Source organism: Sanguibacter hominis ATCC BAA-789 (assembly GCF_012396185.1).
Taxonomy (GTDB): Bacteria; Actinomycetota; Actinomycetes; order Actinomycetales; family Cellulomonadaceae; genus Flavimobilis; species Flavimobilis hominis.
Window position 1 is genome coordinate 801,731 of record NZ_JAAXOW010000001.1, and the last position, 24,058, is coordinate 825,788.

The following is a 24,058-nucleotide window of genomic DNA, read 5'->3' on the forward strand; positions in this document are numbered from 1 at the left end:
TTCTTCCTGGTCACGCTGGCTCGGCGCGCCGTCGCGCCCTGGCGTCCCTGCGTCCTCGCGGTGGCCACCCCCGCCCGGCCCTCCTCGGCCGGGCGGGGGTGCGCCGGTCAGAACGTGCGGGAGTCGACGAACTCCTGGGTGATCGTCTGGTCGAAGGCCTCGTCGACGACGATGGTGCTCTTCTCGACCTGCTCGCCGGCGGCGACCTTCTTGATCAGCTCGGCGAGCTGGTCACCGAAGGCGGGGTTGCACTCGACGACGTAGTTGAACTTCTTGTCGACGAGGGCCTGCAGACCGTCCTTGACGCCGTCCACGGTGACGATCTTGATGTCGACGCCGGGCTTCTTGCCGGTCGCCTCGATCGCCTCGATGGCGCCGAGGCCCATGTCGTCGTTGTGCGCGAAGATCAGGTCCATGTCGGGGTACGCGGCGAGCGCGGCCTCGGTCGCGGCCTTGCCCTCGGCGCGGGTGAAGTTGCCCGACGCCTCGCCGATGACGTTGTCACCGACGATCGAGCGGAAGCCTTCCTGGCGGTTGGTCTGCGCGCCGGAGCCCATCGTGCCCTGGAGCTCGAAGATCTTGGCGTCGGGGTGGTTGGCCTTGACCCACTCGCCGGCGGTCACGCCTTCCTTGGTGAAGTCGGCGCCGATCCAGGTGACGAACGGGTCTGCGACGGTCGTGTCGACGGTGCGGTCGACGAGGACGACGGGGATCTCGGCGTCCTTGATGTCCTGGAGCACCTCGTCCCAGCCGGTCTCGATGACGGGCGAGAACGCGATGACGTCGACGCCCTGGTCGATGAAGTCGCGGAGAGCCTTGATCTGGTTCTCCTGCTTCTGCTGGGCGTCGACGAACGTGAGGTCGAAGCCGTTCTCCTTGGTCAGGTTGAACTTCACGGACTCGGTGTTGGCGGTGCGCCAGCCCGACTCGGCGCCGAGCTGCGAGAACCCGACCTTGATCAGGTCGCTGCCCCCGCCGGCCTGGGGCGTCCCGCCACCGGTCGTGGCCGGGTCGTCAGAGCCGCCGCCGCAGGCGGCGAGGGTGAGCATCGAGATCGTGGCCGCCGCGGCGACCATGGTCCGCGTGAACGTGTTGCGTCGCATATCTCCTCCTTGAGACACCGGTCCCCCTCAGGTTCCGGTACGAGCGCGAGGTCGGCGTCGACCTCGTCACAGTGATGATGTTAGCGCTAACAAACGCTGGTGCCCAGAAGATCTTGGGTCACCGTTGTGTCACGATTTGCCAGCCTCGCAGACCGCCCAGGAATCCCCCCGGTGCGACCTGCGCCGAACGTGTCAGCACGTCACAAGCCCTGTGCCAGACGGTAGTAGACCTGGTTCCACCGGACCTGGTCTGCAAAACCCCGACGCGTCGTCGTCTCGTCGATGACGAGCAGCTCCGTCCGGGCGATCTGAGCGAAGACCTCGAAGGCCCCCACACCTGCTGCGGTCGACAGCACCGTGTGGTGCGCGCCGCCCGCCGTGAGCCACGCCTCCGCCGACGTCGTGAAGTCGGGTCGCGGCTCCCACACGGCTCGCGCGACCGGCAGGTTCGGCAGCGGCGGGTGCTCGACCAGGTCGACCACGTTCGCCGTCAGCCGGAACCGGTCCCGCATGTCCGCGAGCGACACGACGACACCCACGCCCGGGTCGGTGTCGAACACCATCCGGACCGGGTCCTCCTTGCCACCGATCCCGAGCGGGTGGATCTCCACCCGCGGGGTCGACGTCGTCAGCGACGGGCAGATCTCCAGCATGTGCGCGCCGAGGATCCGCTCCGCGCCGGGGGTCAGGTCGTACGTGTAGTCCTCCATGAGGGAGGCGCCACCCGGCAGGCCCGCGCCCATGACCTTCGCGGCCCGCACGAGCACCGCCGTCTTCCAGTCACCCTCAGCACCGAAGCCGTACCCCTTCGACATGAGCCGCTGCACCGCGATGCCCGGGAGCTGGCGCAGCGCGCCAAGGTCCTCGAAGTTCGTCGTGAACGCCTTCGCCCCGAGCTCCGAGAGGAACCCTTCGAGCGCCACCTCCTGACGCGCCGCGTACCGCAGCGCCTCATGACGCTCGCCCCCGCGTCGCAGCTCAGGCACGACCTCGTAGAGGTCCTCGTACTCGGCGACGACACCGTCGATCGCGGCCTCCTCCACCGCGTCGACGGCCGCCACCAGGTCGTTCACGCCCCACGTGTTGACGGAGACGCCGAAGCGCAGCTCGGCCTCCGTCTTGTCACCCTCGGTGACCGCGACGTTGCGCATGTTGTCGCCGAAGCGCGCGAGACGCAGCTCGTGCGTCGCAGCCCAACCGGCCGCGCCACGCACCCACGTGCCGACCCGGCGCGTGACGGCGGGGTTGGACACGTGCCCGACGACGGTCGTGCGCGAGACCCCGAGCCGCGTCTGGATGTACGCGTACTCACGGTCGCCGTGCGCCGCCTGGTTGAGGTTCATGAAGTCCATGTCGATGCTGTCCCACGGCAGGTCCGCAGCCGCCTGCGTGTGCAGGTGCAGCAGCGGCTTGCGCAGCGCGTCGAGCCCGGCGATCCACATCTTCGCGGGGCTGAACGTGTGCATCCACGTGATCACGCCGAGCACCTTGTCGTCAGCGCTCGCGTCGATCATCGCCCTGCGGATCGCGTCCGCATCGGTGAGGACGGGCTTCCACACGACCGGCGCCGGCACGTCGCCCGAGGCGTCGAGCGCGCGCGCGACCTCCTGCGACTGCTCGGCCACCTGCCGGAGGGTCTCCTCGCCGTAGAGGTGCTGGCTCCCCGTGAGGAACCAGATCTCGCGGTCCTGGTACGGCTTGTTCATCGTTGCTCCAAGATCTCTCGTCGTCGAAAGGTCGCGTGCGGGCGTCGTCGCGGCGCAGGTTCAGCGCTGCGCGGGCGCAGGCTGGCCGTACACGTTCTGGTACCGGGCATAGAGGCTGTCGATCGCGCGCTGGTCGATCGGTACGGGCTCCCCGAGCTGCCGCGCGACGTGGATCGTCCGCGCGACCTCCTCGACCATGACGGCTGCCTTGACGGCCGCCGTCGCGTCCCTGCCGATCGTGAAGGGCCCGTGGTTCTGCATGAGCACGGCCGGGCTGCGCGAGCCCGTGAGGGTCTCGACGATGCCCCGCCCGATCGAGTCGTCACCGATGAGCGCGAACGGACCGATCGGGACAGGCCCGCCGAACTCGTCGGCCATCATCGTCAGGACGCACGGGATCTCCTCGCCGCGCGCGGCCCACGCGGTCGCGTACGTCGAGTGCGTGTGCACGACTCCCCCGACCTCCGGCATGTTCCGGTACACGTAAGCGTGCGCCGCGGTGTCCGACGACGGGGCGCGCGTGCCGTCGAGCAGCTCGCCGTCGAGCGTGCACACGACCATCGACTCGGCCGTCAGGTCGTCGTAGGTCACGCCCGAGGGCTTGATGACGAACAGGTCCTCGCCGTCGTGCACGCGGACCCGCTGGGACACGTTGCCCGCGGTCCACACGACCAGGCCCCACCTCGGAAGCTCGGCGTGCAGCCGCGCGACCAGGTCGCGGACGCGCGCGACCTCCGCGCGAACCTCGGCGCTCATCTCGTCCAACGTCACCATCGTCCGTCCCTCTGCTCGTCCCGCCCCGGCGCTCACCGGAGCACCTCGGCGGCCGTCCGTACGGCTGCCAGCCCTTGCTCGTAACCCTCGAGGTAGTGCGCGTACCCGGCGACGTCGTCGGCGTCGGGGGTCGCGACCGTGGTCGACGTCGCACGCACGTGCTCGTCGAGAAAGTCCGCGAGGGTGAGCCCGCGCGGGTCGAGGCGGTAGGAGGCGAGGACCGCCATCCCCCAGGCGCCCCCCTCGCCAGCCGTGTCGCTCACGCTCACGGGGACGCCGACGGCGGCGGCGAGCATCCGCTGCGCGACGCCGGCCGTCCGGAACATGCCGCCGTGCGCCTGGAGCGAGTCGATCGACACGCCCTCGTCCGCGAGGACGCGCAGCCCGAGGCTCAGCGTCGCGAAGACTCCGTACACCTGGGCGCGGGCAAGGTTGGCGAGCGTCAAGCGGCTGCCGGGGGTCCTGACGACGAGAGGCCGTCCCTCGTCGAGGCCTGCGATCGGCTCGCCGGACAGCTGGTTGTACGCGTAGACCCCGCCCGCGTCGGCGGCACCGTCGAGCGCTGCGCGCAGCAGCGCGGCGAACACCTGGTCCTGCGTCGCGGGCGTGCCGAGCGCGGTGGCGAGCTCGCCGAAGACCGCGGCCCAGGCGCCGAGCTCGCTCGCACCGTTGTTGCAGTGCACCATCGCGACGAGGTCGCCTGCGGGGGTCGTGACGACGTCGAGCTCTTCGTGGACGTTGCGGAGCGGGCCTTCGAGGACGACCATCGCGAAGATCGAGGTGCCTGCGGAGACGTTGCCGGTGCGCGGGCGGACGGCGCCCGTCGCGACCATGCCCGTGCCGGCGTCCCCCTCGGGTGGCGCGACAGGCGCCCCCGGGCGGATCGCTCCGCTGGGGTCGAGGAAGAGTGCGCCCTCCTCGGAGAGGAGGCCGGCGTCGGCCCCGGCGGCGAGCGGGGTGGGCAGGAGGTCGCCGAGCGGCGTGGTGAACCCGCGCTCGGCGAGGAGCGTGTCGACGACGGCGAGGCGCGCAGCGTCGTAGCCGCCGGTCGTCGGGTCGATCGGGAACATCCCGGAGGCGTCGCCGACGCCGAGGACGCGGCGTCCGGTCAGCCGGTGGTGGACCCATCCGGCGAGAGTCGTCAGCGAGGCGACGTGCGCGACGTGCGGCTCCTCGTCGAGGACGGCCTGGACGAGGTGGCTGACGGACCAGCGCAGCGGCATGTTGAAGTCGAGCGCCTCGGTGAGGAGCGCGGACGCTGCTCCGGTCGAGGTGTTGCGCCAGGTGCGGAAGGGGACGAGGAGCTCGTCGGCCGCGTCGAGGGCGAGGTAGCCGTGCATCATCGCGGAGACGCCGACGGCGGCGACCTCGACGGGGCGCACGCCGTGGCGCTCCTCGGCGTCGTCGAGCAGTGCGGCGACGGCAGCCTGGACCCCGGTCGTGACGTCGTCGAGCGCGTAGGTCCACACGCCGTCGACGAGCTGGTTCTCCCAGCCGTGCCCGCCCTGGGCGAGCGGCTGGTGGTCCGGTCCGACGAGGACGGCCTTGATGCGCGTCGAGCCCAGCTCGATGCCGAGCACAGCGCGACCGTCCGCGAGGATGGTCGATCCCTGAGCAGCTTCCGCCATCGTCGGCGTCCTCTCCCGTACCTCCCGGGAAGGGTTACTTCCCAGGGCCCGCGCCGCCGTTGGCGCGGTTGCGTCGTCGTCGGGCCGCGGGGCCCGGCGGGGTGACGCAGCATCATGTTAGCGCTAACAATCGCGCGTCGGCAACACGCTTGTCCGAAGAAGTCCGATCTGGCGCTCAGCCGCGCGCTTCCGCGGGACCTGCCCCCCGACGTCGGCTCAGGGGCGCGGCGGGGCCGTGCTCGCCCGCACCTGGAGCGTCGGGACGAGCGGCGTCACGACCGGCTCCCGACCAGCGAGCATCGTGCGCATCGCATCGATCGCCAGCCGCCCGAGCGCCTGGAAGTCCTGCCGCACCGTCGTCAACGGAGGGATGAAGTGCGCAGCACCGGTCGCGTCGTCGAACCCCGCCACCGACACGTCCTCAGGCACCCGCACCCCCGACTCCCAGAACGCTCGCAGCATCCCCAGCGCCAGCTGGTCGTTCGCCGCGAACACCGCGGTCGGCAGTCCCTCGCGCACCATCCGCCGGCCCGCCGAGTACCCGCGCTCCGCAGTCCAGTCACCCGGCAGCGGGTCCTCCATCGCGAGCCCAGCACGCTCGACCGCAGCCCGCCAGCCCGCGACGCGCGCCCGTGCGTCGAACCAGTCCTGCGGACCTGCGAGGTGCACGACCTGCTCGTGGCCCAGCCCGATCAGGTGGTCGGTGACCGCCGTCGCACCCGCGACCTGGTCGACGCTCACCGAGCGGATCATGCCCGGACCGGGAGAACCCTCACGGATCCCCGTCGACGAGATCATGACCACCGGGACGGGAGCCGCCAGGCTCACGACCGCACGGGTCGCGTCGACCTGCGGCGCGATCATGATGATCCCCTCGACACCCTGACCGAGGAAGTGGTCCATGACCTGCCGCATCGACGCCGGGTCGAACCGCGTCACCGTCGCGACCGACACGTAGTACCCAGCCTCGCGCGCCGCGACCTCGATACCGATCGCCGTCGACGACGGGCCGTACAGCGCCGAGCCGGTCGAGACGACGCCGAAGATCCCCGACCTGTTCGTCGCGAGCGCACGCGCCGCGCTGTTGCGGCGGTAGCCCAGCTCGTCGATCGCGTCGAGGACGCGCGCACGCGTCTCCGGCCGCACGTTCGGGTGGTCGTTGAGCACGCGCGAGACAGTCTGGTGGGAGACGCCGGCACGCTCGGCGACGTCCGCCATCGAGGGCGCTCGAGACGCGCCGGGACGCACACCCACCTCGCCGAGCGCCATGTCGTGCTCCCCTGTCGATCAGGCGCGGCCGGACCGCGCGTGCGACAACTATCTCACCGGGGGAGCCTCACAGCGGGAACGCGCGGAAGAAGTCCTCGATGCCGTCCGCAGGCCCCTCGGCGTGGAACGCCACGGTCCCGTTCACCCACGTCGCCCCGCCCGTCCCCGAAGGCACGGCACGGATGGTCGCCTCCGACGTCTGCGCGCCGCCGATCACGACCGGGAGCACCGTCGCGGTGCCGTCCGGCGTCGCCTCCGCGAACGCCCCCGCACGCGCCCCGGCGGTCGCACGCGACGCGTCGGCGTCGCGCAGCTGGGTCACCTCGAGCACGATGTCGCCACCCGCCCCGTCCGTGTACGTCACGCGGTACGACTCGAGGGCGTCGCCGGGCCCCTCGGCGTCCTCGACCCCCGCGAACGCCCACTGCAGGACCGTGTCAGGGAGAGCCGCGACGAGCGGCGTCGGCTCCTCGCGCGGGGCAGGCGCGACCGCGGCCGTGGGCACCGGGTTGGTGATCGTCACGGCGGGCGGCGTCACGGGCGCCGTCGGCTCCCGGTTCGCGAGCACGGCAGCCGTCACGCCGCCACCGACGAGGACGACCGCACCGACGATCCCCAGGACGAGGCCGCGCCGCCGCGGGCGGCTGCGCCCGTGCTCGGGCACCTGGCCTCTCGCTCCCACCTTCACCGGCTCGGCCGGCTCGGGGACCTGGTTGGGCTCGGTGTGCTCAGACATCTCACGTCCTTCCGTCGATCGTCCCGAGCCTACGGGGACCGGGCGGGCCGCGTCCTGGCGTCCATGGCACGCGAGCGTGTCGGACGGGGCAGATACCGTGTCGCCCATGACGCCTCCCGCCGCCACCCGCACCTCTGCGCGCCCGTCGCGCCCCGCGTTCGCGTGCAGCGAGTGCGGCTGGACCACGAGCAAGTGGGTCGGGCGGTGCGGCGAGTGCCAGGAGTGGGGAACGGTCTCGCAGAGCGCGGGGCCGACGGCGGGTCCGCGCACGTCGGCGACGTCTCCCGCGCGCACCCCGGCGCGTCCGATCGACCAGATCCCCGTCGACGCGGCTCGCGCGGTGCCGACGGGCGTCGCGGAGCTCGACCGCGTCCTCGGGGGCGGTCTCGTACCGGGGGCCGTCGTCCTGCTCGCGGGCGAGCCGGGCGTCGGCAAGTCGACCCTCCTGCTCGACGTCGCGTCGATCGCCGCAGCGAGCGGCCGCACCGTCCTGTACGTGACGGGCGAGGAGTCGGCCGGGCAGGTGCGGCTGCGCGCCGAACGGATCGGCGCGCTCGACCCGAACCTGCTCCTCGCCGCCGAGACGGACCTCGGGACGGTCCTCGGGCACATCGAGGCGACCGACCCGTACCTCCTCGTGCTGGACTCGGTGCAGACCATCGCGTCGGCCCAGGTCGAGGGCGGGCCGGGCGGCGTCGCTCAGGTCAAGGAGGTCGCTGGCGCGATCATCGCGGCCGCGAAGGGCCGCGACATGCCGGTCCTCCTGGTCGGCCACGTGACGAAGGACGGCTCCGTCGCGGGTCCTCGCACGCTCGAGCACCTCGTCGACGTCGTCTGTCAGTTCGAGGGCGACCGCCACTCGAGCCTGCGCATGGTCCGGGCGGTCAAGAACCGCTACGGCGCGACCGACGAGGTCGGCTGCTTCGAGCTCACCGAGTCGGGGATCGTCGGCCTCGCCGACCCGAGCGGGCTCTTCCTGTCGCACACCGTCTCCGAGACTCCCGGCACGTGCGTGACGGTGACGCTCGAGGGCCGCCGTCCGCTCCCTCTCGAGGTGCAGTCGCTCGCGGTCCCGACGACGCTCGCGAACCCGCGCCGCACGACGAACGGGATCGACTCGAGCCGGGTCGCGATGATCCTTGCCGTCATGCACCGCTTCGCGGGCCTGCGCGCCGAACAGCTCGACATGTACATCTCGACGATCGGGGGCCTGCGCGTCGTCGAGCCGTCGGCGGACCTCGCGATCGCGCTCGCCGCGGCGAGCGCCGTGAGCCACCGGCCGGTCGCCCGCGGGACGATCGCGGTCGGCGAGGTCGGGCTCTCGGGAGACCTGCGTCCGGTGTCCGCGCTCGGGCGGCGTCTCGCCGAGGCTGCGCGCCTCGGCCTGCGTCGGGCGATCGTCCCGCAGGTGTCGTTCGAGACGCTCGACCAGGTGCCTGCCGGGATGACCGTCCTGCCGGCCGTGCACGTCGCGCAAGCTGCGGAGCTCGCTCTCGGCCCGGCCGAGGATCACCTCGGCGCGGCGAACGGCGCAACGGCGGCGCTGCGAGGCGCCTGACGGCTAGGATCGGCCTCGTGCCTCCGTACTCAGCCCACCTGGACGACCAGCTTCGTGACACCCTCGCGGCTGTCGCGCCCGGCACCGAGCTCCGGGACGGCCTCGAACGCATCCTGCGTGGGCGCACCGGCGCGCTGATCGTCATGGGCATGGACGGCGTCGTCGACGACATCTGCTCGGGCGGGTTCGAGCTCGACGTCGAGTTCTCCGCGACCCGTCTGCGCGAGCTCGCGAAGATGGACGGCGCGATCGTCCTCGACCGGCACGCCTCGCGCATCGTGCGCGCCGCCGTGCAGCTCCTCCCCGATCCGACGATCTCCACGTCCGAGTCGGGCACCCGCCACCGCACCGCTGAGCGCGTCGCCAAGCAGACCGGCTTCCCGGTCATCTCGGTGAGCCAGTCGATGCGGATCGTCGCCGTCTACTCGGGTGGCTCGCGTCACGTCATCGAGGACACCGAGGCGATCCAGTCCCGCGCGAACCAGGCGCTCGCGACGCTCGAGCGGTACCGCGCCCGCCTCGACGAGGTGTCCGGCACGCTCTCCGCGCTCGAGATCGAGGATCTCGTCACGGTCCGCGACGTGTGCGCCGTCGTGCAGCGTCTCGAGATGGTCGGACGCATCTCCGAGGAGATCGCCGGCTACGTCATCGAGCTCGGCACCGACGGGCGCCTGCTGTCGCTCCAGCTCGACGAGCTGATCGGCGGCCTCGGCTCCGACCGGGACGCCGTCATCCGGGACTATGTCGAGCTGTCCCGCAAGGACCGCACGTCGGCCGACGTCCTCGCCGAGCTCGGCGACCTCGACTCGACCCAGCTGCTGGACCTGTCGCAGATCGGGCGGGTCCTCGGCCTGCCGGGTGGGGGCGAGGCGCTCGACGCCGCGGTCGCCCCGCACGGGTACCGCCTCCTGTCGAAGGTTCCCCGCCTGCCGGGCGCGATCGTCGAGCGGCTCGTCGTGCACTTCGGCGGCCTGCAGCGCATGCTCGCCGCGACGATCGAGGAGCTCATGAGCGTCGAAGGTGTCGGCGAGCAGCGCGCCCGCGCGATCCGTGAAGGTCTGTCGCGTCTCGCCGAGTCGAGCATCCTCGAGCGCTACGTCTGACCCACCCCGCCAGGGTCACCCGCCAGACAAGCCGCGCGAGGTAGCGCGTTCCAGGCCGGACAAGCCACCCGAGGTAAGTGGGTTCCCCGCCAGGTAGTGGGTTCCACGCCAGACAGGCCCCTCCAGAGCCCTACCTGGCGTGCACGGACCTACCTCGGCGAACAGGCCGGGAGCGTCGACGAACGCGCCGGGCAGGACTCGGGCTCCGGGGCGCGCGCGTCACAGGTGGGGAGGCAGCGCAGGCGTCCGACTCAGGACAGGACGAGCACAACCTCGTCGGACGTCTTTCCGAGGATGCTCGCCGTCGCGCGGTAGGTTCCGGCCTTCGCCTCGACGCCCTTCGTCGGGCAGCCCGGCTCGGACCGCACCCGCTTCCACGTGAGCGACGCTGTGTCGGACTGGCCCGCCGCGAGCAGCAGCATCCGCGGCTTCGGGTCGACGCAGTCGGCGCTGCCCCAGATGCGTGCGGGGCCCGAGACGATCACGAGCTCGCGCGTCTTGTCGGTGACGTCGATCAGGCAGGAACGGTCGCTCGTGTTCGTCACCTCGAGGGCGAACTTCACGTTGCGACCCTGGAACGTCTCGCCGTCGGCGGAGAGCGTGATGCCGACGTCCTCCTGTGCGCACGCGGGCACGTCGCCCGATCCCCCGGACTCGGCACCGTCCTTCACGGGCTCCTCGGCGCTCTGGTCGGCGGGCTTCTCGTCGGTGCCGCCCGCCGGCTGGCCGTCCTTGCCGCCGGAGCCTGACGGTTCGGTGGCCGCGGCTGACACGGTCGGCTTCGCTGTGGGAGCGTCGCCGGCTCCCGCGATCTTGCTGACGGCGGCTGCGACCAGAGCGACCACGACGACGACCGCAGCGATCAGCAGGAGCCGACGCACCCAGTACACGCGAGGGGGCAGCGGGCCCACAGGGCGGATGACTGTGCTCACGCTCCCACCTTCCCTGGGTCGACGTCGGCGGCGATGCTGCACCCAGGCTACGAACCGAGCAGGCGCGGCGTCGCGAGGCGCGCCGCACCGCGCGCACCGCATGGCACGAGGTGCGCATCGCGTGCCGCGTCGCGCAGAATCGTCGTCGTGCCTCCCTCCCCCGCCCTGGTCCGCGAGCGCGTCGGCGCGTGGTTCGCGCGCGCGGCACGTGACCTGCCGTGGCGTGCGCCGGACCGTACGCCGTGGGGCGTGCTCGTGAGCGAGGTGATGCTCCAGCAGACGCCGGTCGTGCGGGTCGAGCCGGTGTGGCGCGAGTGGATGGCGCGCTGGCCTGGGCCGGCGGACCTGGCCGCAGCGCCGACGGCGGACGTGCTGCGCGCGTGGGGTCGGCTCGGCTACCCGCGGCGCGCGTTGCGGTTGCAGGACTGCGCGCACGCCATCACCGAGCGGCACGACGGTCAGGTGCCGGACGGTCTCGACGAGCTGCTCGCGTTGCCGGGGGTCGGGGCGTACACGGCGGGCGCGGTGACGGCGTTCGCGTTCGGGCGTCGCGCCGTCGTCCTGGACACGAACGTGCGACGCGTCCTCGCACGGGCTCTCGACGGCGTTGCCCTGCCGCACCCGCACCAGACGGTCGCCGAGGTGCGGCGCGCGGAGGCGCTCGTCCCGCAGGATGACGCGGAGGCTGCCGAGTGGGCGGCGGCGTCGATGGAGCTCGGCGCGCTCGTGTGCACGGCGCGCTCCCCGCGGTGCGGGGAGTGCCCGGTCGCTGACCTGTGCGCGTGGCGCCTCGCGGGCTTCCCTGCGGACGAGCACGCTGCCCGACGCCGCACGCAGGCGTGGGCGGGGACGGACCGGCAGTGCCGTGGCCGGGTCATGGCGGCGCTGCGCGCGGCGGACGGGCCGGTGCCGCGCGCGGGCATCGACTGGCCCGACCCTGCACAGCTGGACCGCGCGCTCGCCGGGCTCGTGGAGGACCATCTCGCCGAGCAGACGCCGGACGGCTACGTGCTTCCGCGCTGAGCGCGGCGGTGGGCCCGCGCTCGGCGGCGTCAGAGGTGCAGGAGCATCCGGGTGTTGCCGAGCGTGTTGGGCTTCACGCGGGCGAGGTCGAGGAACTCGGCGACGCCGTCGTCGTGCGAGCGCAGGAGCTCGGCGTACACCTCGGGTGAGACGACCGTCCCCTCGATCTCCTCGAAGCCGTGCCGGGTGAAGAAGTCGACCTCGAAGGTCAGGCAGAATACGCGTGCCAGTCCGAGCGCACGCGCCCGGTCGAGGAGCGTCGTCAGCAGCGCGGAGCCTGCGCCCGTGCCGTTCCACCCCGGGGCGACGGCGAGGGTGCGGATCTCCGCGAGGTCGACCCACATCACGTGCAGGGCGCCACAGCCGACGACCGTGCCGTCGGCGTCGACCGCGACGACGAACTCCTGCACGGCCTCGTAGTACGTCACCTGCTCCTTGGCGATGAGGATGCGCTCGTTCGCGTACGGTTCGACCAGCTCGCGGATGGCTCGGACGTCTGCGGGCAGGGCGGGCCGGACGGTGAACTCGCGGGAGGCTTCGGGCACGCCCTGCACGCTACTACCCCGGCACCGCGAAGCGCTGACCTGCACAGGAAGTGGCTGCTGCGCAGCCCGCGCGGCCGTCACGACACCGTCGTGGCGTCGCGCAGCGCGGCGCCACGTTCGGCGGCCGCGCGCTCGGCGTCGTCGAGCTCGAAGAGGCGCAGCGCGGTCAGCTCGTCGATGACGAGGTGGGTGACCGCGCCGGCGAGGAGGGCGGCGCGCAGCGGGACGACCTTGTTGTCGCCTGCGACCGCGCAGACGCGCCGGGGAACGGCACGCAGCTGGGCTGGTGTGGGGCCGGTCGCGCGCGCGTTGAGGTCGATGTCGGAGTAGGTGCCGTCGGCGCGCAGGAAGACCGTGCAGACGTCGCCGACGACGCCCTCGGCCTCGAGGGTCGCGACGTCGTCCGGCTCGAGGTAACCGGCGGAGTAGACGTGGCTCGGGAGCTCGCCCTGGAGGGCTCCGACCGAGAACAGGGCGATGTCGGCGCGGCGCTGCACGTCGACGACGCGCTGCACGCTGCGCTCGCGCCACATCGCGTCGCGCGTCTCGGCGTAGTCGAAGAACGCGGGGACGGGGAAGTAGTGGACGTGCGCGCCGAAGGCGCGCCCGAAGCCGGAGATGAGGTCGCCGGCGTAGTCGACGCCGGAGGTGCGGGTGTTGGCGGCCCCGTTGAGCTGCACGACGGCGGAGCCGCGCGTGGGCTTGTTCGTCAGGTGCCCGGAGATGGCGTTGATCGTGGTGCCCCAGGCGATCGCGAGGACCATCTCGGAGTCGAACCAGGACGTGATCAGGCGGGCAGTCGTGCGGGCGACCTGGTCGAGGCGGTCGAGCTGCGCTCCCGAATCGGGGACGGGGACGACGAACGCCTCGATGTCGTAGTCGTCGCGCAGACGCTGCGTGAGGCCGGGCGCTCGGGAGTGCGTGGGGCGCAGGGTGATCTCGACGATGCCGCTCTCGCGGGCGTCGCGGATCATCCTCGAGACGGTCGAGCGGGACGTCCCGAGGTGCTTGGCGATCGTCTCCATCTTCATGTCCTGGAGGTAGTACATCGATGCCGCGGCGTACGCGTCGCGGCTGTGCCGCAGGGAACGCAGGTCTGAACGAATTGCCACGCTGCCACCTCCACGGACGTCCCAGAGGGTCTTGTCACCCGGGATCTTGGTCCTAGCGTTGCACATATGTGCAGCCCGGTTGCGCGGATGTTCTACCGATGTTTGGTTGAGACCGGAACAGCACCAACCTCCGGCGAAAGGCCAGCAATGTCAGTCTCCGGCACGTCAACCCGTCTGACCCCCAGCACCCGTGAGGCCTCGCTCGAGGCGCTCCGCCAGAGCGCGGCCACCCCGCTCGACGTCCTGGTCGTCGGCGGCGGCGTGACCGGCGCCGGCATCGCGCTCGACGCCGTGACCCGCGGCCTGAGCACCGCGATCGTCGAGGCGCAGGACTGGTCCTCCGGCACATCGAGCCGTTCCTCGAAGCTCGTGCACGGTGGCCTGCGCTACCTGCAGATGCTCGACTTCCACCTGGTCAAGGAGGCGCTCACCGAGCGCGACCTCCTCATCAACAAGCTCGCCCCGCACCTCGTCAAGCCGGTCTCGTTCCTGTACCCGCTCGAGCACAAGGTCTGGGAGCGCGCCTATGTCGGCGCCGGCGTCGCCCTGTACGACGGGCTCGCGACCCTCGCCCCCGGCAAGCGCGCGATGCCGTGGCACCGCCACCTCAGCCGCAAGGGCATGGACCGCCTGTTCCCCGACCTGCGCCACGACGCCGCCGTCGGCGCGCTGCGCTACTGGGACGCGAGCGTCGATGACGCGCGCCTCGTCTCGACCCTCGTCCGGACCGCCGCGGGCTACGGCGCCCACGCCGCGAGCCGCACCCAGGTCGTCGAGCTCACGAAGAACGCGCGCGGCCGCATCGACGGCGCCGTCCTCCAGGACCTCGAGACCGGCGAGAAGATCACCGCCAAGGCTCGCCACGTCATCAACGCCACGGGCGTCTGGACCGAGGACACCGAGGCTCTCGCGGGCGGCTCCGGCGGGCTGCGGGTGCTCGCGTCCAAGGGCATCCACATCGTCGTCCCGCGCGACCGCATCCGCGGCAAGGTCGGCCTGATCCTCCAGACCGAGAAGTCCGTGCTTTTCGTCATCCCGTGGTCCCGCTACTGGGTCATCGGCACGACGGACACCCCGTGGGAGCAGGAGCTCACGCACCCCGTCGCGACCTCGGCCGACATCGACTACGTCCTCGAGCACGCGAACGCCGTCCTCGCCGAGCCGCTCACGCGCGACGACATCATCGGCACGTGGGCGGGCCTGCGCCCGCTCCTGCAGCCGGGCACCAAGGAGGGCACGTCGTCGGCCAAGGTGTCGCGTGAGCACACTGTCGCCTCACCCGAGCCAGGCCTCACCGTCATCGCGGGCGGCAAGCTCACCACCTACCGTGTCATGGCTGAGGACGCCGTCGACTTCGCGCTCGGCGCGGAGGCGAGCCAGCTCCCGTCCGTGACGTCCAAGACGCCGCTGCTCGGCGCCGTCGGGCTCGAGGCCCAGCGCAACTGGGCGCGCACCCACGCCTCGACGTACGGGTGGTCGAACGCCATGCTCGACCACCTCTTCCACCGGTACGGCGCGCTCGTCGCAGACATCGTCCACCTGTGCGAGCAGGACCCGAGCCTCGCCAAGCCGCTCGAGCACGCGTCCGCGTATCTCCGCGCCGAGGTCTCCTACGCGGCGAGCCACGAGGGTGTCCTCCACCTCGAAGACGTGATGCTGCACCGCACGCGCCTCGTCTACGAGGAGCGCGACCGTGGGCTCGCCGCCCTCCCCGAGATCGTCGACATCATCGCGCCGATCCTCGGCTGGGACGACGAGCGCCGGGCGGCGGAGATCGCGTCCTACACCGCGCGCGCCGAGGCCGAGGAAGCTGCTTCCCACGACCTCGACGACGCCTCCGCCGAGGAGACGCGCCTCAAGGCTGCTGATATCAGCCCCATGACAACGCTCGGTTCTCACTGAGCGTCCAGGTCGGTGCTGGCGCCCGCCAGCACCGACCGGCCGCCCTCGGGCGGTCTGGCCCGTCCGCGAGGGGCGGACGGGTATCCACGACAACGAAGTCAATGAAAGCGGGCACACCATGACACTGACCGACATCTTCGTCTCCGAAGTGATCGGCACGGCACTCCTGATCCTCCTCGGCGCGGGCGTCGTCGCCAACGTCGTCCTCCCGAAGAACAAGGGATTCAACGCGGGATGGGTCGTCATCACGTTCGGGTGGGGGCTTGCCGTCTACGCAGGCGTGTGGGCGGCGTGGAAGTCGGGAGCACACCTCAACCCGGCCGTCACGTTCGGCATCATCGCGAACAAGCAGGAGAACTACGTCGACGGCATCCCTGTCGACGTCACCAGCACCCTGGTCTACCTCTCGGGGGAGATGGTCGGCGCGTTCATCGGCGCTGTCCTCGCCTACCTCGCCTACAAGAAGCACTTCGACGACGCCGACGCCGACTCGGGCTCCAAGCTCGCTGTCTTCTCGACCGGCCCGGCGATCCGTTCCTACGGCTGGAACCTCGTCACGGAGGCCCTCGGCACGTTCGTGCTCGTGTTCGTCATCCTGCAGTTCGGCAACTCGCCGCACGAGCTCGGCCCGCTCGCGGTCGCGCTGCTCGTGGTCGGTATCGGCATGAGCCTCGGCGGGCCCACCGGCTACGCGATCAACCCGGCACGTGACCTCGCGCCCCGAATCGCGCACGCCCTCCTCCCGATCAAGGGCAAGGGCTCGAGCGACTGGGGCTACGCCTGGGTGCCCGTCGTCGGCCCGATCATCGGCGGTGTTCTCGCCGGCCTCCTGGCCACCGCCGTCGCCTGACCTTGTCTAGCGCGGAAGGCCGCCACGAACGGCGGCCTTCCGCAGGCACACCTGACCCCCCGCACACGACGCGAAGGAAACCTGGACCATGACGAAGAAGTACGTCCTTGCGATCGACCAGGGCACCACAAGCTCTCGGGCGATCCTCTTCACCCACGAGGGCACGATCCACTCGGTCGGCCAGCTCGAGCACGACCAGATCTTTCCCCAGGCCGGCTGGGTCGAGCACAACCCGGAGCAGATCTGGAACAACGTCCGCGAGGCTGTCGGCATCGCTCTGACGCGCGGCAACGCCACGCACGAGGACGTCGCGGCAGTCGGCATCACGAACCAGCGCGAGACGGCGGTCGTCTGGGACAAGACGACCGGCAAGCCGGTCTACAACGCGATCGTCTGGCAGGACACGCGTACCCAGAAGATCGTCGACGAGCTGGGTGGCTCGGACGGCCCCGAGAAGTACAAGGACATCGTCGGGCTGCCGCTCGCGACGTACTTCTCCGGCCCGAAGGTCAAGTGGATCCTCGACAACGTCGAGGGCGCCCGCGAGGCGGCCGAGCGCGGCGACCTGCTGTTCGGCAACACCGACACCTGGGTGCTGTGGAACATGACGGGCGGCCCCGAGGGCGGCGTGCACGTCACCGACGTCACCAACGCGTCGCGCACGATGCTCATGAACATCGACACCCTCGACTGGAACGAGGACATCGCGAGGGACATGACGATCCCCATGTCGATGCTCCCCGAGATCCGCTCGTCGTCCGAGGTGTACGGCCACGGCCGTGCGCGGGGCATGGTGCCCGGCGTGCCGATCGCCGGCATCCTCGGCGACCAGCAGGCCGCGACGTTCGGCCAGGCGTGCTTCGAGGTCGGTACGGCCAAGAACACGTACGGCACGGGCAACTTCATGCTGCTCAACACGGGCACGGAGCCGGTCCGGTCGGAGAACGGCCTGCTGACGACGGTCTGCTACAAGATCGGCGACCAGCCCGCGGTGTACGCGCTCGAGGGTTCGATCGCGGTGACGGGGTCGCTCGTGCAGTGGCTGCGTGACAACCTCGGCATGTTCGACGACGCGCCGGACATCGAGCACCTGGCGAGCAAGGTCGAGGACAACGGTGGCGCGTACTTCGTGCCGGCGTTCTCGGGCTTGTTCGCACCGCACTGGCGCTCCGACGCGCGCGGGGCGCTCGTCGGCCTGACGCGCTACGTCAACAAGAACCACATCGCGCGTGCTGCTCTGGAGGCCACGGCCTTCCAGACGCGCGAGGTGCTCGACGCGATGAACGCCGACTCGGGCGTCCCCCTCAAGGAGCTCAAGGTCGACGGCGGCATGGTGTCCAACGAGCTGCTCATGCAGTTCCAGGCGGACATCCTCGACGTCGAGGTCGTGCGACCGAAGGTCGCCGAGACGACGGCGCTCGGCGCGGCCTACGCGGCGGGTATCGCAGTCGGGTTCTGGGAGGGCGAGCAGGACGTCCGCGACAACTGGGTCGAGGGCGGCCGCTGGAAGCCGACGATCGAGCCGGAAGAGCGCGACCGTCAGTACCGCCTCTGGAAGAAGGCCGTCACGAAGACCCTCGACTGGGTCGACGACGACGTGAAGTAGACCGCTCGGCCTCCTTCTCTACACACGGATCGCCCGTCTGCACACGTGGAGTGTGCAGACGGGCGATCTGTGCGTCTGGGAGCTGCGCGTCGGCGGGCCGGTCAGAGGTCCGGCTGGCACTCCCCTGAGCCGAGGACGGCGAGCCCAGCACGGTCGCCAGGGCCCCACGACGTCCTCGTCGAGTCGCTCGGGTGCATGAGTGCGTCCGTGTCCTCGACGTGGTCCAGGCCGAGCATGTGGCCGACCTCGTGGCGCAGCACCTGCACGTAGCCCGGCTCCCCCGCGTACCGCGGGTAGTCGAGCATCGTCGTATCGATCGCGACGGCGCCTGTCACGTATCCGACACTGCCGCCGAACTCGAGCGCGGAGGAACCCCCGAGCCCTGCGATGGTGCCGGCGAGCCCCGGCATCTCCGCCTCGTCGGCGAACCCGATGATCACGGGAGCCCACCGCCCGCCGTACTGGTCCGGCTGGTATGCCTCGCGCTCGAAGCTGACCCGCTCGCTCGTGGTGCCGTCGAGGATGATCTGCAGGCCCGTCAGCTCGCTCGCCTCGGCGAGGACGTGGCTCACCCAGTCGACGAAGTCCTGTGGCGCACGCGCGGTGTCGACGACGACGCGCAGCGGCCGGCAGGGTGACCAGGTCACCGGCATCTGGTCGTGGTAGTTCAAGAACTCGTAGGTGCCGACGAGCCCTTGTGTGCTGACGGCGGGGAGCAGCCGCTCACGCTGCTCCTCGAACCCCGCGGGAGGGCGGAGCCGTGACGTGACCCGTGGCATGTCGGCGAGGTCGGACATGGGCACGGTCAGTGACGGGTCGACCCGGTTCGGGCCCCAGCGGCTGTAACCCGCGATGAGGGAGACGACGACGATCACGATGACGAGGAACCCGGTGAGCGGGCTGCTGTCCCGGCGGGGTGCTCGAGAGGTGGCGGGCGACGGGACGTGCCACGCTTCGGGCCGCTGGCGGCGGGTGCGCGGCCGGTCTGCCTCTCGCTCGTACCGGGCGAAGGCCCTCGCAAGGGACTCGTCGTCGCGGAGCTGCTGCTCCATGGCGGTCCACTGTACGTCCACGTTCTCGGGCGTCCACGAGTCTTGTCCCCCGGTCCCGGGCACGGGCACCCCGCGAGGCGGGACCAGCGGCTCCGGCGACCACGACTGTGGCTCGCGGCGCTCGACGACGCCGTCGTCGTCGCGCCCGGAGTCCCAGGGGTTGCTCGGAGGGATCGCGGGATCGCCGGGCGTGGTCACCCCCACATCGTGGCGTATCGAGGAGCATCCGTCACGCATGACCTGCGCACGTACGACTGTCCTCCTCGCCCGGGTGGGAGCATGGGCTCATGAGCCTCCACCGCCTGCCTGGTGTCCGCGTGATCGACCACGTCGTGACGGTCCCGCTCGTCCACGACGACGGCGCAGACCCGCGCACGATCACGGTCCTGGCGCGCGAGCTCGTCTCGGCGACCCGTGCGGGAGACGACCTGCCGCTCCTCCTCTTCTTGCAGGGCGGTCCCGGCGGCAGGTCTCCGCGCCCGCTCGGGAGCGACGGCTGGTGGGCTGCGGCGCTCGACCGGTTCCGTGTCGTGCTGCTCGACCAGCGCGGCACGGGGCGTTCGACCCCCGTGACCGCGGCGACCATGGCGGCGCTCGCGGACGGCGCGGGCTCGGACCCGGCTGCCCAGGCCGCGGCGCAGGCGGAGTACCTCGCGCACTTCCGCGCGGACGCGATCGTCGCTGACGCCGAGGCCGTGCGTCGGCAGGTCTACGGCGGGCGCCGGTGGACGACGCTCGGCCAGTCGTACGGCGGCTTCCTCACCCTCACGTACCTGTCACGGCATCCTGAGGCGCTCGACGCGTGCCTCGTGACAGGCGGCCTCGCGAGCATCCACCCGGACGCGACGGCCCTCTACACGAACACGTGGGCGCGCACCCTGGTGAAGAACGACGCGATGCGCCGTCGGCACCCGGGCGACGCCGAGATCCTCGCGCGCGTCGCGGACGTGCTCGACGCCGGCGAGACGCGCCTGCCGAACGGCGACGTCGTCTCGGTGCGCCGCCTGCAGTCGCTCGGCATGGACCTCGGCATGCAGGCCGGCGCGGACCGCATCCACTGGCTGCTCGACGACGCGTTCCTGCCCGACGGCGCGCCGGGCGCCGACGAGCGGCTCTCCGACACGTTCCTCGCGGGCCTCGAGTCCGCGACGGGCTTCCGCACGAACCCGCTGTACGCGGTGCTGCACGAGTCGATCTATGCCAGCGGCGACGGCGTCACACCGTGGGCCGCCGCCGCGACGATGCCGGCCGACTTCGCGCCCGACGCGCGGCCGCTCCAGCTCACGGGCGAGATGATCCTGCCCTGGATGTTCGAGGAGATCGCCGAGCTGCGGCCGTTCCGCGCAGCGACCGAGGCGCTGCACGCTCGCACGTCATGGCCTGAGCTGTACGACCGCGGGCGCCTGGCCGCGAACGAGGTCCCGGTCGTCGCAGCGGTCTACCACGACGACATGTTCGTCCCGGCGGACCTGTCGCTCGCGACGGCGGCCGAGGTCGGGAACGTGCGCACGTGGATCACGAACGAGCACGAGCACGACGGGCTGCGCGTGGGCAACGCGCTGCCGCACCTGCTCGGCATGCTCGACGAGGGGCTGTAGCGCCGCGCCGTCAGGCCGGGGCGTGCCGCTCGAGGAACCGGTACACCTCGCCGTCGTCGACGCCCGGGAACGTGCCCCGGGGCAGGGCGGCGAGGACGTGGCTGTGCATCTTCGCGCTCGGCCACGCGGCGTCGCCCCAACGCTGCGCGAGCCGCTCGGGCGGGCGCTGGCAGCACGCCGCGTCCGGGCACGTGGAGGTCATGCGGCGCGTCGTCTCGCGACCGCGGAACCACTTCACGTCGCTGAACGGCACGCCGACGCTGATCGAGAACTCGCCGCTCTCGGCGGTGCCCGTCTGCGTCGAGCACCAGTACGTGCCGTTCGGCTTGTCGGTGTACTGGTAGTACTCGCTCGCCCTGTCGCGGGACGCGAACGCCTGCCGCGCCGCCCACCGGCGGCACACGGTCTGCCCCTCGATCGAGCCCGTGACGTCGGCGGGGAAGCGCACACCGTCGTTCTCGTAGCCGCGCATGAGCGTGCCGGCGCCGTCGACGCGCACGTAGTGCAGGTGGATGCCGAGGTGCGCGGTCGCGAGGTTGGTGAAGCGCTGCGCGGCGGCGTCGTGGGCGATGCCGAACGCGTCGCGGAAGTCCGCGACGGCGAGATCCTTCTCCTTCTTGCGCGCGGTCAACCAGTCGACGCCAGCCGAGCGCGGGACGAGGCACGCGGCGGCGAAGTAGTTGATCTCGAGGCGCTGCCGCAGGAAGTCGGCGTAGGAGGCGGGACGCTCGTGGCCGAGCACGCGGTGCGCGATCGCCTGCAGGGCGAGCGACCGCAGCCCGTGACCGCCCGGGATGGAGGCGGGCGGCAGGTAGATCCGGCCGTTCGCGAGGTCGGTGACCGTGCGGGTCGACGACGGCAGGTCGTCCGTGTGCAGGATCGTGAAACCGAGCTGCTCGGCGAGCACCGCGACGACGCGGTGCGTGAGGGGGCCTGACGTGTACCCGGCCTTGCGGACGAGCGGCTCGGCGAGCTCCTCGATCTCGGGCAGGTAGTTGTCGACCTCGCGCATCTCGAGGCGCAGCGCGGTGATCGCGCGACGGGCCTCCTCGGGCGTCGCGACGGCCTCCGCGTCGCGGCGTGCGAGCTCGCGGTGCAGGCCGACGAGCGTCTCGAGGACGGGCAGCGGCAGCTTCTGGCTGGACTTGACCTCGGGGAGGCCGAGCCGGCCGAAGGTGGTCGACCGCTGGGCGCGGTCGAGCTCGATCTCGAGCGCTGCGCGGTGCGACGGCGGCTCGGTCGACAGGAGGGCGGGCACGTCGACGCCGAGCGCGACCGCGAGCGTACCGAGCGCGCTGATGCGCGGCTCGCGCTTGCCGTTCTCGATGAGGGAGAGCTGCGACGGCGCGAGACCCGTCACCGCCGCGACGTCGTCGAGCGTGAGACCGGCGCTGGTCCGGAAGTGCCTGATGCGGCGCCCGAGCGTGATGAGGTCCATCGCTTGACGATAGCGAAAGATCGGGCGATCTTCACCCGATCCCGTTCGTGAATCGCGCGCTGAGGGGCGCAAGGGTGGAATCAGGACGGGCTGCCGACGCCCGCCGCACACGACAGGAGCCACCGATGAGCGTCATCGACCGTCCCCGCCTCGAACTGCCGCACGCGCCGGGCACGCTGCCCTCCCCGCGCGACGCGCTCGGCCGCCAGCTCACCGCGGGCGAGTGGGTCGACGCCGTCGCCGCGTTCCTCGAGCCCGACCACGTCCTGTGGTGCGACGGCTCCGCCGAGGAGCGCGCCGCGCTCCTCGCGCACCTCGTCGAGGCGGGCACGCTCCTCCCCCTCGACCCGGAGAAGCGCCCGGGCAGCTACCTCGCCCGCTCTGACCCGTCCGACGTCGCACGCGTCGAGTCGCGCACCTTCATCTGCTCCGAGCGCGAGGAGGACGCCGGCCCGACCAACAACTGGTGCGCACCCGACGAGATACGCCGCGAGCTGCACACCGTCGCCGCGGGCGCCATGCGGGGCCGCACGATGTTCGTCGTGCCCTTCTCGATGGGACCGGTCGGCGGGCCCATCTCCCAGCTCGGCATCCAGGTCACAGACTCGCCCTACGTCGTCGTGTCGATGGGCATCATGACGCGCGTCGGCGCGCAGGTCACGGCCCGCATCGACGCAGGCGCGCCCTTCGTCCCCGCCGTCCACACGGTCGGCATGCCGCTGCGTCCGCTCGTCGACGAGCCGGGCCTCGCGGACCTCTTCCCCGTCCAGCGGGACAGCTCGCGCCCACGCCGCACGACGGCGTCGGGCATCCCCGCCCCGCACCCGGACGACGTGACCTGGCCGTGCAACGAGACGAAGTACATCGTGCACCTGCCGGAGACCCGCGAGATCTGGTCGTACGGCTCGGGCTACGGCGGCAACGCCCTGCTCGGCAAGAAGTGCTTCGCGCTGCGCATCGCGTCCGTCATGGCTCGTGACGACGGCTGGCTCGCCGAGCACATGCTGCTCATCCGGGCGACGTCGCCCGAGGGCCGCGCCTACCACCTCGCCGCCGCGTTCCCGTCGGCGTGCGGCAAGACGAACCTCGCGATGCTGCAACCGACGATCCCCGGGTGGACGGTCGAGACGGTCGGCGACGACATCGCGTGGTTGCGCCCCGGCCCGGACGGGACGCTGCGCGCGATCAACCCCGAGGCCGGGTTCTTCGGCGTCGCGCCCGGTACCGGCTGGTCGACCAACCCGACCGCGATGCGCACGATCGCACGGGACACGATCTTCACGAACGTCGCCCTGACGGACGACGGCGACGTCTGGTGGGAAGGCATGACCGACGCCCCGCCCGCACACCTGACCGACTGGCGGGGCGAGGACTGGACCCCAGGCTGCGGTCGGCCCGCCGCGCACCCGAACGCGCGGTTCACGGTTGCGGCGTCCCAGTGCCCGTCGATGGCGGACACGTGGGAGGACCCGGCCGGTGTCCCGGTCGACGCGATCATCTTCGGTGGGCGCCGCGCGACGAACGTGCCGCTCGTCGCCGAAGCGTACTCGTGGGAGCACGGCGTCTTCCTCGGCGCGACCATCTCCTCCGAGCAGACCGCAGCCGCCGAGGGGACCGTCGGCGAGCTGCGGCGCGACCCGTTCGCGATGCTGCCGTTCTGCGGCTACGACATGGCCGGGCACTGGGCGCACTGGTTGCGCGTGGGTGCCGGGCTCGACGCGTCGAAGCGGCCGCTCGTGTTCCAGGTCAACTGGTTCCGCAAGAGCGCGGACGGCCGGTTCCTGTGGCCGGGCTTCGGGGAGAACTCGCGGGTGATCGAGTGGATCGCGCGGCGCACCGACTCGCGCCGCGGTCCGGACGCGCCGGGCACCGTGCGCGGCACGGTCGGTCTCATGCCGCGGTTCGAGGACCTCGACCTCGCTGGTCTCGACCTCCCAGAGCGGGACCTTGCCGAGCTGTTCGACGTCGACCCGCACGCTGGGCTCGTCGAGGCGGCGTCGACCGAAGAGCTGTTCGACCGGTTCGACGGGCGCGTGCCCGCCGAGCTGCGCGGTGAGCTCGAGTCCCTGCGGGAGCGTCTCGTCGCCGACATCCGCGGGGCGGTCGACTGACGACGCTGAGGG

19 protein-coding genes are annotated in these 24,058 nt (G+C 71.6%); 8 read left to right on the plus strand and 11 right to left on the minus strand.

All coding sequences use genetic code 11. From position 1 onward, the window contains the following. Positions 1–107: 107 nt before the first annotated feature. From HF995_RS03670 to HF995_RS03695, 6 genes are all read right to left on the minus strand, one after another. Positions 108–1,103 carry an ABC transporter substrate-binding protein gene (locus HF995_RS03670; RefSeq protein WP_168446415.1) on the minus strand — a complete coding sequence of 332 codons (996 nt, stop codon included), beginning with the start codon at positions 1,101–1,103 and terminating at the stop codon, positions 108–110. A gap of 200 nt (positions 1,104–1,303) precedes the next feature. Then, positions 1,304–2,809, minus strand: a complete 1,506-nt coding sequence (gene araA, locus HF995_RS03675; RefSeq protein WP_168446416.1) for an L-arabinose isomerase — start codon at positions 2,807–2,809, stop codon at positions 1,304–1,306. A gap of 60 nt (positions 2,810–2,869) precedes the next feature. Continuing rightward, complete coding sequence (locus HF995_RS03680) at positions 2,870–3,583, minus strand: L-ribulose-5-phosphate 4-epimerase (RefSeq protein ID WP_168446417.1); 714 nt, start codon at positions 3,581–3,583, stop codon at positions 2,870–2,872. Between the two features lie 32 nt (positions 3,584–3,615). Next, entirely contained in the window at positions 3,616–5,211 is a 1,596-nt protein-coding gene (locus HF995_RS03685; RefSeq protein WP_168446418.1) for an FGGY-family carbohydrate kinase, read from the minus strand. A gap of 216 nt (positions 5,212–5,427) precedes the next feature. Beyond that, the gene (locus HF995_RS03690; protein WP_286189163.1) at positions 5,428–6,480 is read right to left on the minus strand and encodes a LacI family DNA-binding transcriptional regulator; all 1,053 of its coding nucleotides are present in this window, start codon (positions 6,478–6,480) and stop codon (positions 5,428–5,430) included. A gap of 67 nt (positions 6,481–6,547) precedes the next feature. Continuing rightward, the gene (locus HF995_RS03695; protein ID WP_168446419.1) at positions 6,548–7,216 is read right to left on the minus strand and encodes a hypothetical protein; all 669 of its coding nucleotides are present in this window, start codon (positions 7,214–7,216) and stop codon (positions 6,548–6,550) included. Between the two features lie 106 nt (positions 7,217–7,322). Here HF995_RS03695 and radA point away from each other — a divergent pair, with 106 nt between their 5' ends. Then, positions 7,323–8,774: a DNA repair protein RadA gene (gene radA / locus HF995_RS03700; protein WP_168446420.1), complete on the plus strand. Its 1,452-nt coding sequence runs from the start codon at positions 7,323–7,325 to the stop codon at positions 8,772–8,774. Between the two features lie 17 nt (positions 8,775–8,791). Beyond that, positions 8,792–9,877: a DNA integrity scanning diadenylate cyclase DisA gene (gene disA / locus HF995_RS03705; protein ID WP_168446421.1), complete on the plus strand. Its 1,086-nt coding sequence runs from the start codon at positions 8,792–8,794 to the stop codon at positions 9,875–9,877. Between the two features lie 251 nt (positions 9,878–10,128). On the opposite strand, the gene HF995_RS03710 is transcribed toward disA, so the two are convergent. After that, positions 10,129–10,809 carry a hypothetical protein gene (locus HF995_RS03710; RefSeq protein ID WP_168446422.1) on the minus strand — a complete coding sequence of 227 codons (681 nt, stop codon included), beginning with the start codon at positions 10,807–10,809 and terminating at the stop codon, positions 10,129–10,131. 147 nt (positions 10,810–10,956) lie between these two features. On the opposite strand from HF995_RS03710, the gene HF995_RS03715 reads away from it, so the two are divergent. Beyond that, positions 10,957–11,832 (plus strand): HhH-GPD family protein, encoded by an 876-nt coding sequence (locus tag HF995_RS03715; protein ID WP_350308719.1) that lies wholly within the window; start codon positions 10,957–10,959, stop codon positions 11,830–11,832. A gap of 29 nt (positions 11,833–11,861) precedes the next feature. Here the strand turns inward: HF995_RS03715 and HF995_RS03720 are convergent, their stop codons facing one another. Beyond that, entirely contained in the window at positions 11,862–12,377 is a 516-nt protein-coding gene (locus HF995_RS03720; protein WP_168446424.1) for an amino-acid N-acetyltransferase, read from the minus strand. Positions 12,378–12,454: 77 nt separating this feature from the next. Continuing rightward, positions 12,455–13,426 carry a sugar-binding transcriptional regulator gene (locus HF995_RS03725; RefSeq protein ID WP_286189304.1) on the minus strand — a complete coding sequence of 324 codons (972 nt, stop codon included), beginning with the start codon at positions 13,424–13,426 and terminating at the stop codon, positions 12,455–12,457. A gap of 210 nt (positions 13,427–13,636) precedes the next feature. On the opposite strand from HF995_RS03725, the gene HF995_RS03730 reads away from it, so the two are divergent. The 3 genes from HF995_RS03730 to glpK all read left to right on the plus strand — a co-directional run bounded on the left by HF995_RS03730 (position 13,637) and on the right by glpK (position 17,847). Continuing rightward, positions 13,637–15,391 (plus strand): glycerol-3-phosphate dehydrogenase/oxidase, encoded by a 1,755-nt coding sequence (locus tag HF995_RS03730; RefSeq protein WP_168446426.1) that lies wholly within the window; start codon positions 13,637–13,639, stop codon positions 15,389–15,391. 118 nt (positions 15,392–15,509) lie between these two features. Then, positions 15,510–16,241, plus strand: a complete 732-nt coding sequence (locus HF995_RS03735) for an MIP/aquaporin family protein (protein ID WP_168446427.1) — start codon at positions 15,510–15,512, stop codon at positions 16,239–16,241. Between the two features lie 88 nt (positions 16,242–16,329). Next, the gene (gene glpK, locus HF995_RS03740; protein ID WP_168446428.1) at positions 16,330–17,847 is read left to right on the plus strand and encodes a glycerol kinase GlpK; all 1,518 of its coding nucleotides are present in this window, start codon (positions 16,330–16,332) and stop codon (positions 17,845–17,847) included. Positions 17,848–17,948: 101 nt separating this feature from the next. Here the strand turns inward: glpK and HF995_RS14050 are convergent, their stop codons facing one another. Beyond that, positions 17,949–19,097 (minus strand): matrixin family metalloprotease, encoded by a 1,149-nt coding sequence (locus HF995_RS14050; protein ID WP_168446429.1) that lies wholly within the window; start codon positions 19,095–19,097, stop codon positions 17,949–17,951. A gap of 89 nt (positions 19,098–19,186) precedes the next feature. Between HF995_RS14050 and HF995_RS03750 the strand changes: the two genes are divergently transcribed. Continuing rightward, positions 19,187–20,497, plus strand: a complete 1,311-nt coding sequence (locus HF995_RS03750) for an alpha/beta fold hydrolase (protein ID WP_168446430.1) — start codon at positions 19,187–19,189, stop codon at positions 20,495–20,497. Positions 20,498–20,507: 10 nt separating this feature from the next. On the opposite strand, the gene HF995_RS03755 is transcribed toward HF995_RS03750, so the two are convergent. Then, positions 20,508–21,935: an XRE family transcriptional regulator gene (locus HF995_RS03755; RefSeq protein WP_168446431.1), complete on the minus strand. Its 1,428-nt coding sequence runs from the start codon at positions 21,933–21,935 to the stop codon at positions 20,508–20,510. A gap of 125 nt (positions 21,936–22,060) precedes the next feature. On the opposite strand from HF995_RS03755, the gene HF995_RS03760 reads away from it, so the two are divergent. Continuing rightward, positions 22,061–24,046, plus strand: coding sequence for a phosphoenolpyruvate carboxykinase (GTP) (locus HF995_RS03760; protein WP_168446432.1), 1,986 nt, complete (start codon positions 22,061–22,063; stop codon positions 24,044–24,046). Positions 24,047–24,058: the final 12 nt, after the last annotated feature.

Excerpts from the sequence above, each read along its gene's own strand:
- araA (WP_168446416.1), bottom strand. The coding sequence starts at position 2,809 with ATGAACAAGCCGTACCAGGACCGCGAGATCTGGTTCCTCACGGGGAGC.
- HF995_RS03695 (WP_168446419.1), bottom strand. The coding sequence starts at position 7,216 with ATGTCTGAGCACACCGAGCCCAACCAGGTCCCCGAGCCGGCCGAGCCG.
- HF995_RS03685 (WP_168446418.1), bottom strand. The coding sequence starts at position 5,211 with ATGGCGGAAGCTGCTCAGGGATCGACCATCCTCGCGGACGGTCGCGCT.
- HF995_RS03690 (WP_286189163.1), bottom strand. The coding sequence starts at position 6,480 with ATGGCGCTCGGCGAGGTGGGTGTGCGTCCCGGCGCGTCTCGAGCGCCC.
- HF995_RS03760 (WP_168446432.1), top strand. The coding sequence starts at position 22,061 with ATGAGCGTCATCGACCGTCCCCGCCTCGAACTGCCGCACGCGCCGGGC.
- HF995_RS03680 (WP_168446417.1), bottom strand. The coding sequence starts at position 3,583 with ATGGTGACGTTGGACGAGATGAGCGCCGAGGTTCGCGCGGAGGTCGCG.
- HF995_RS03735 (WP_168446427.1), top strand. The coding sequence starts at position 15,510 with ATGACACTGACCGACATCTTCGTCTCCGAAGTGATCGGCACGGCACTC.
- radA (WP_168446420.1), top strand. The coding sequence starts at position 7,323 with ATGACGCCTCCCGCCGCCACCCGCACCTCTGCGCGCCCGTCGCGCCCC.
- HF995_RS03750 (WP_168446430.1), top strand. The coding sequence starts at position 19,187 with ATGAGCCTCCACCGCCTGCCTGGTGTCCGCGTGATCGACCACGTCGTG.
- HF995_RS03670 (WP_168446415.1), bottom strand. The coding sequence starts at position 1,103 with ATGCGACGCAACACGTTCACGCGGACCATGGTCGCCGCGGCGGCCACG.
- HF995_RS03730 (WP_168446426.1), top strand. The coding sequence starts at position 13,637 with ATGTCAGTCTCCGGCACGTCAACCCGTCTGACCCCCAGCACCCGTGAG.
- HF995_RS03725 (WP_286189304.1), bottom strand. The coding sequence starts at position 13,426 with ATGTACTACCTCCAGGACATGAAGATGGAGACGATCGCCAAGCACCTC.
- glpK (WP_168446428.1), top strand. The coding sequence starts at position 16,330 with ATGACGAAGAAGTACGTCCTTGCGATCGACCAGGGCACCACAAGCTCT.
- HF995_RS03755 (WP_168446431.1), bottom strand. The coding sequence starts at position 21,935 with ATGGACCTCATCACGCTCGGGCGCCGCATCAGGCACTTCCGGACCAGC.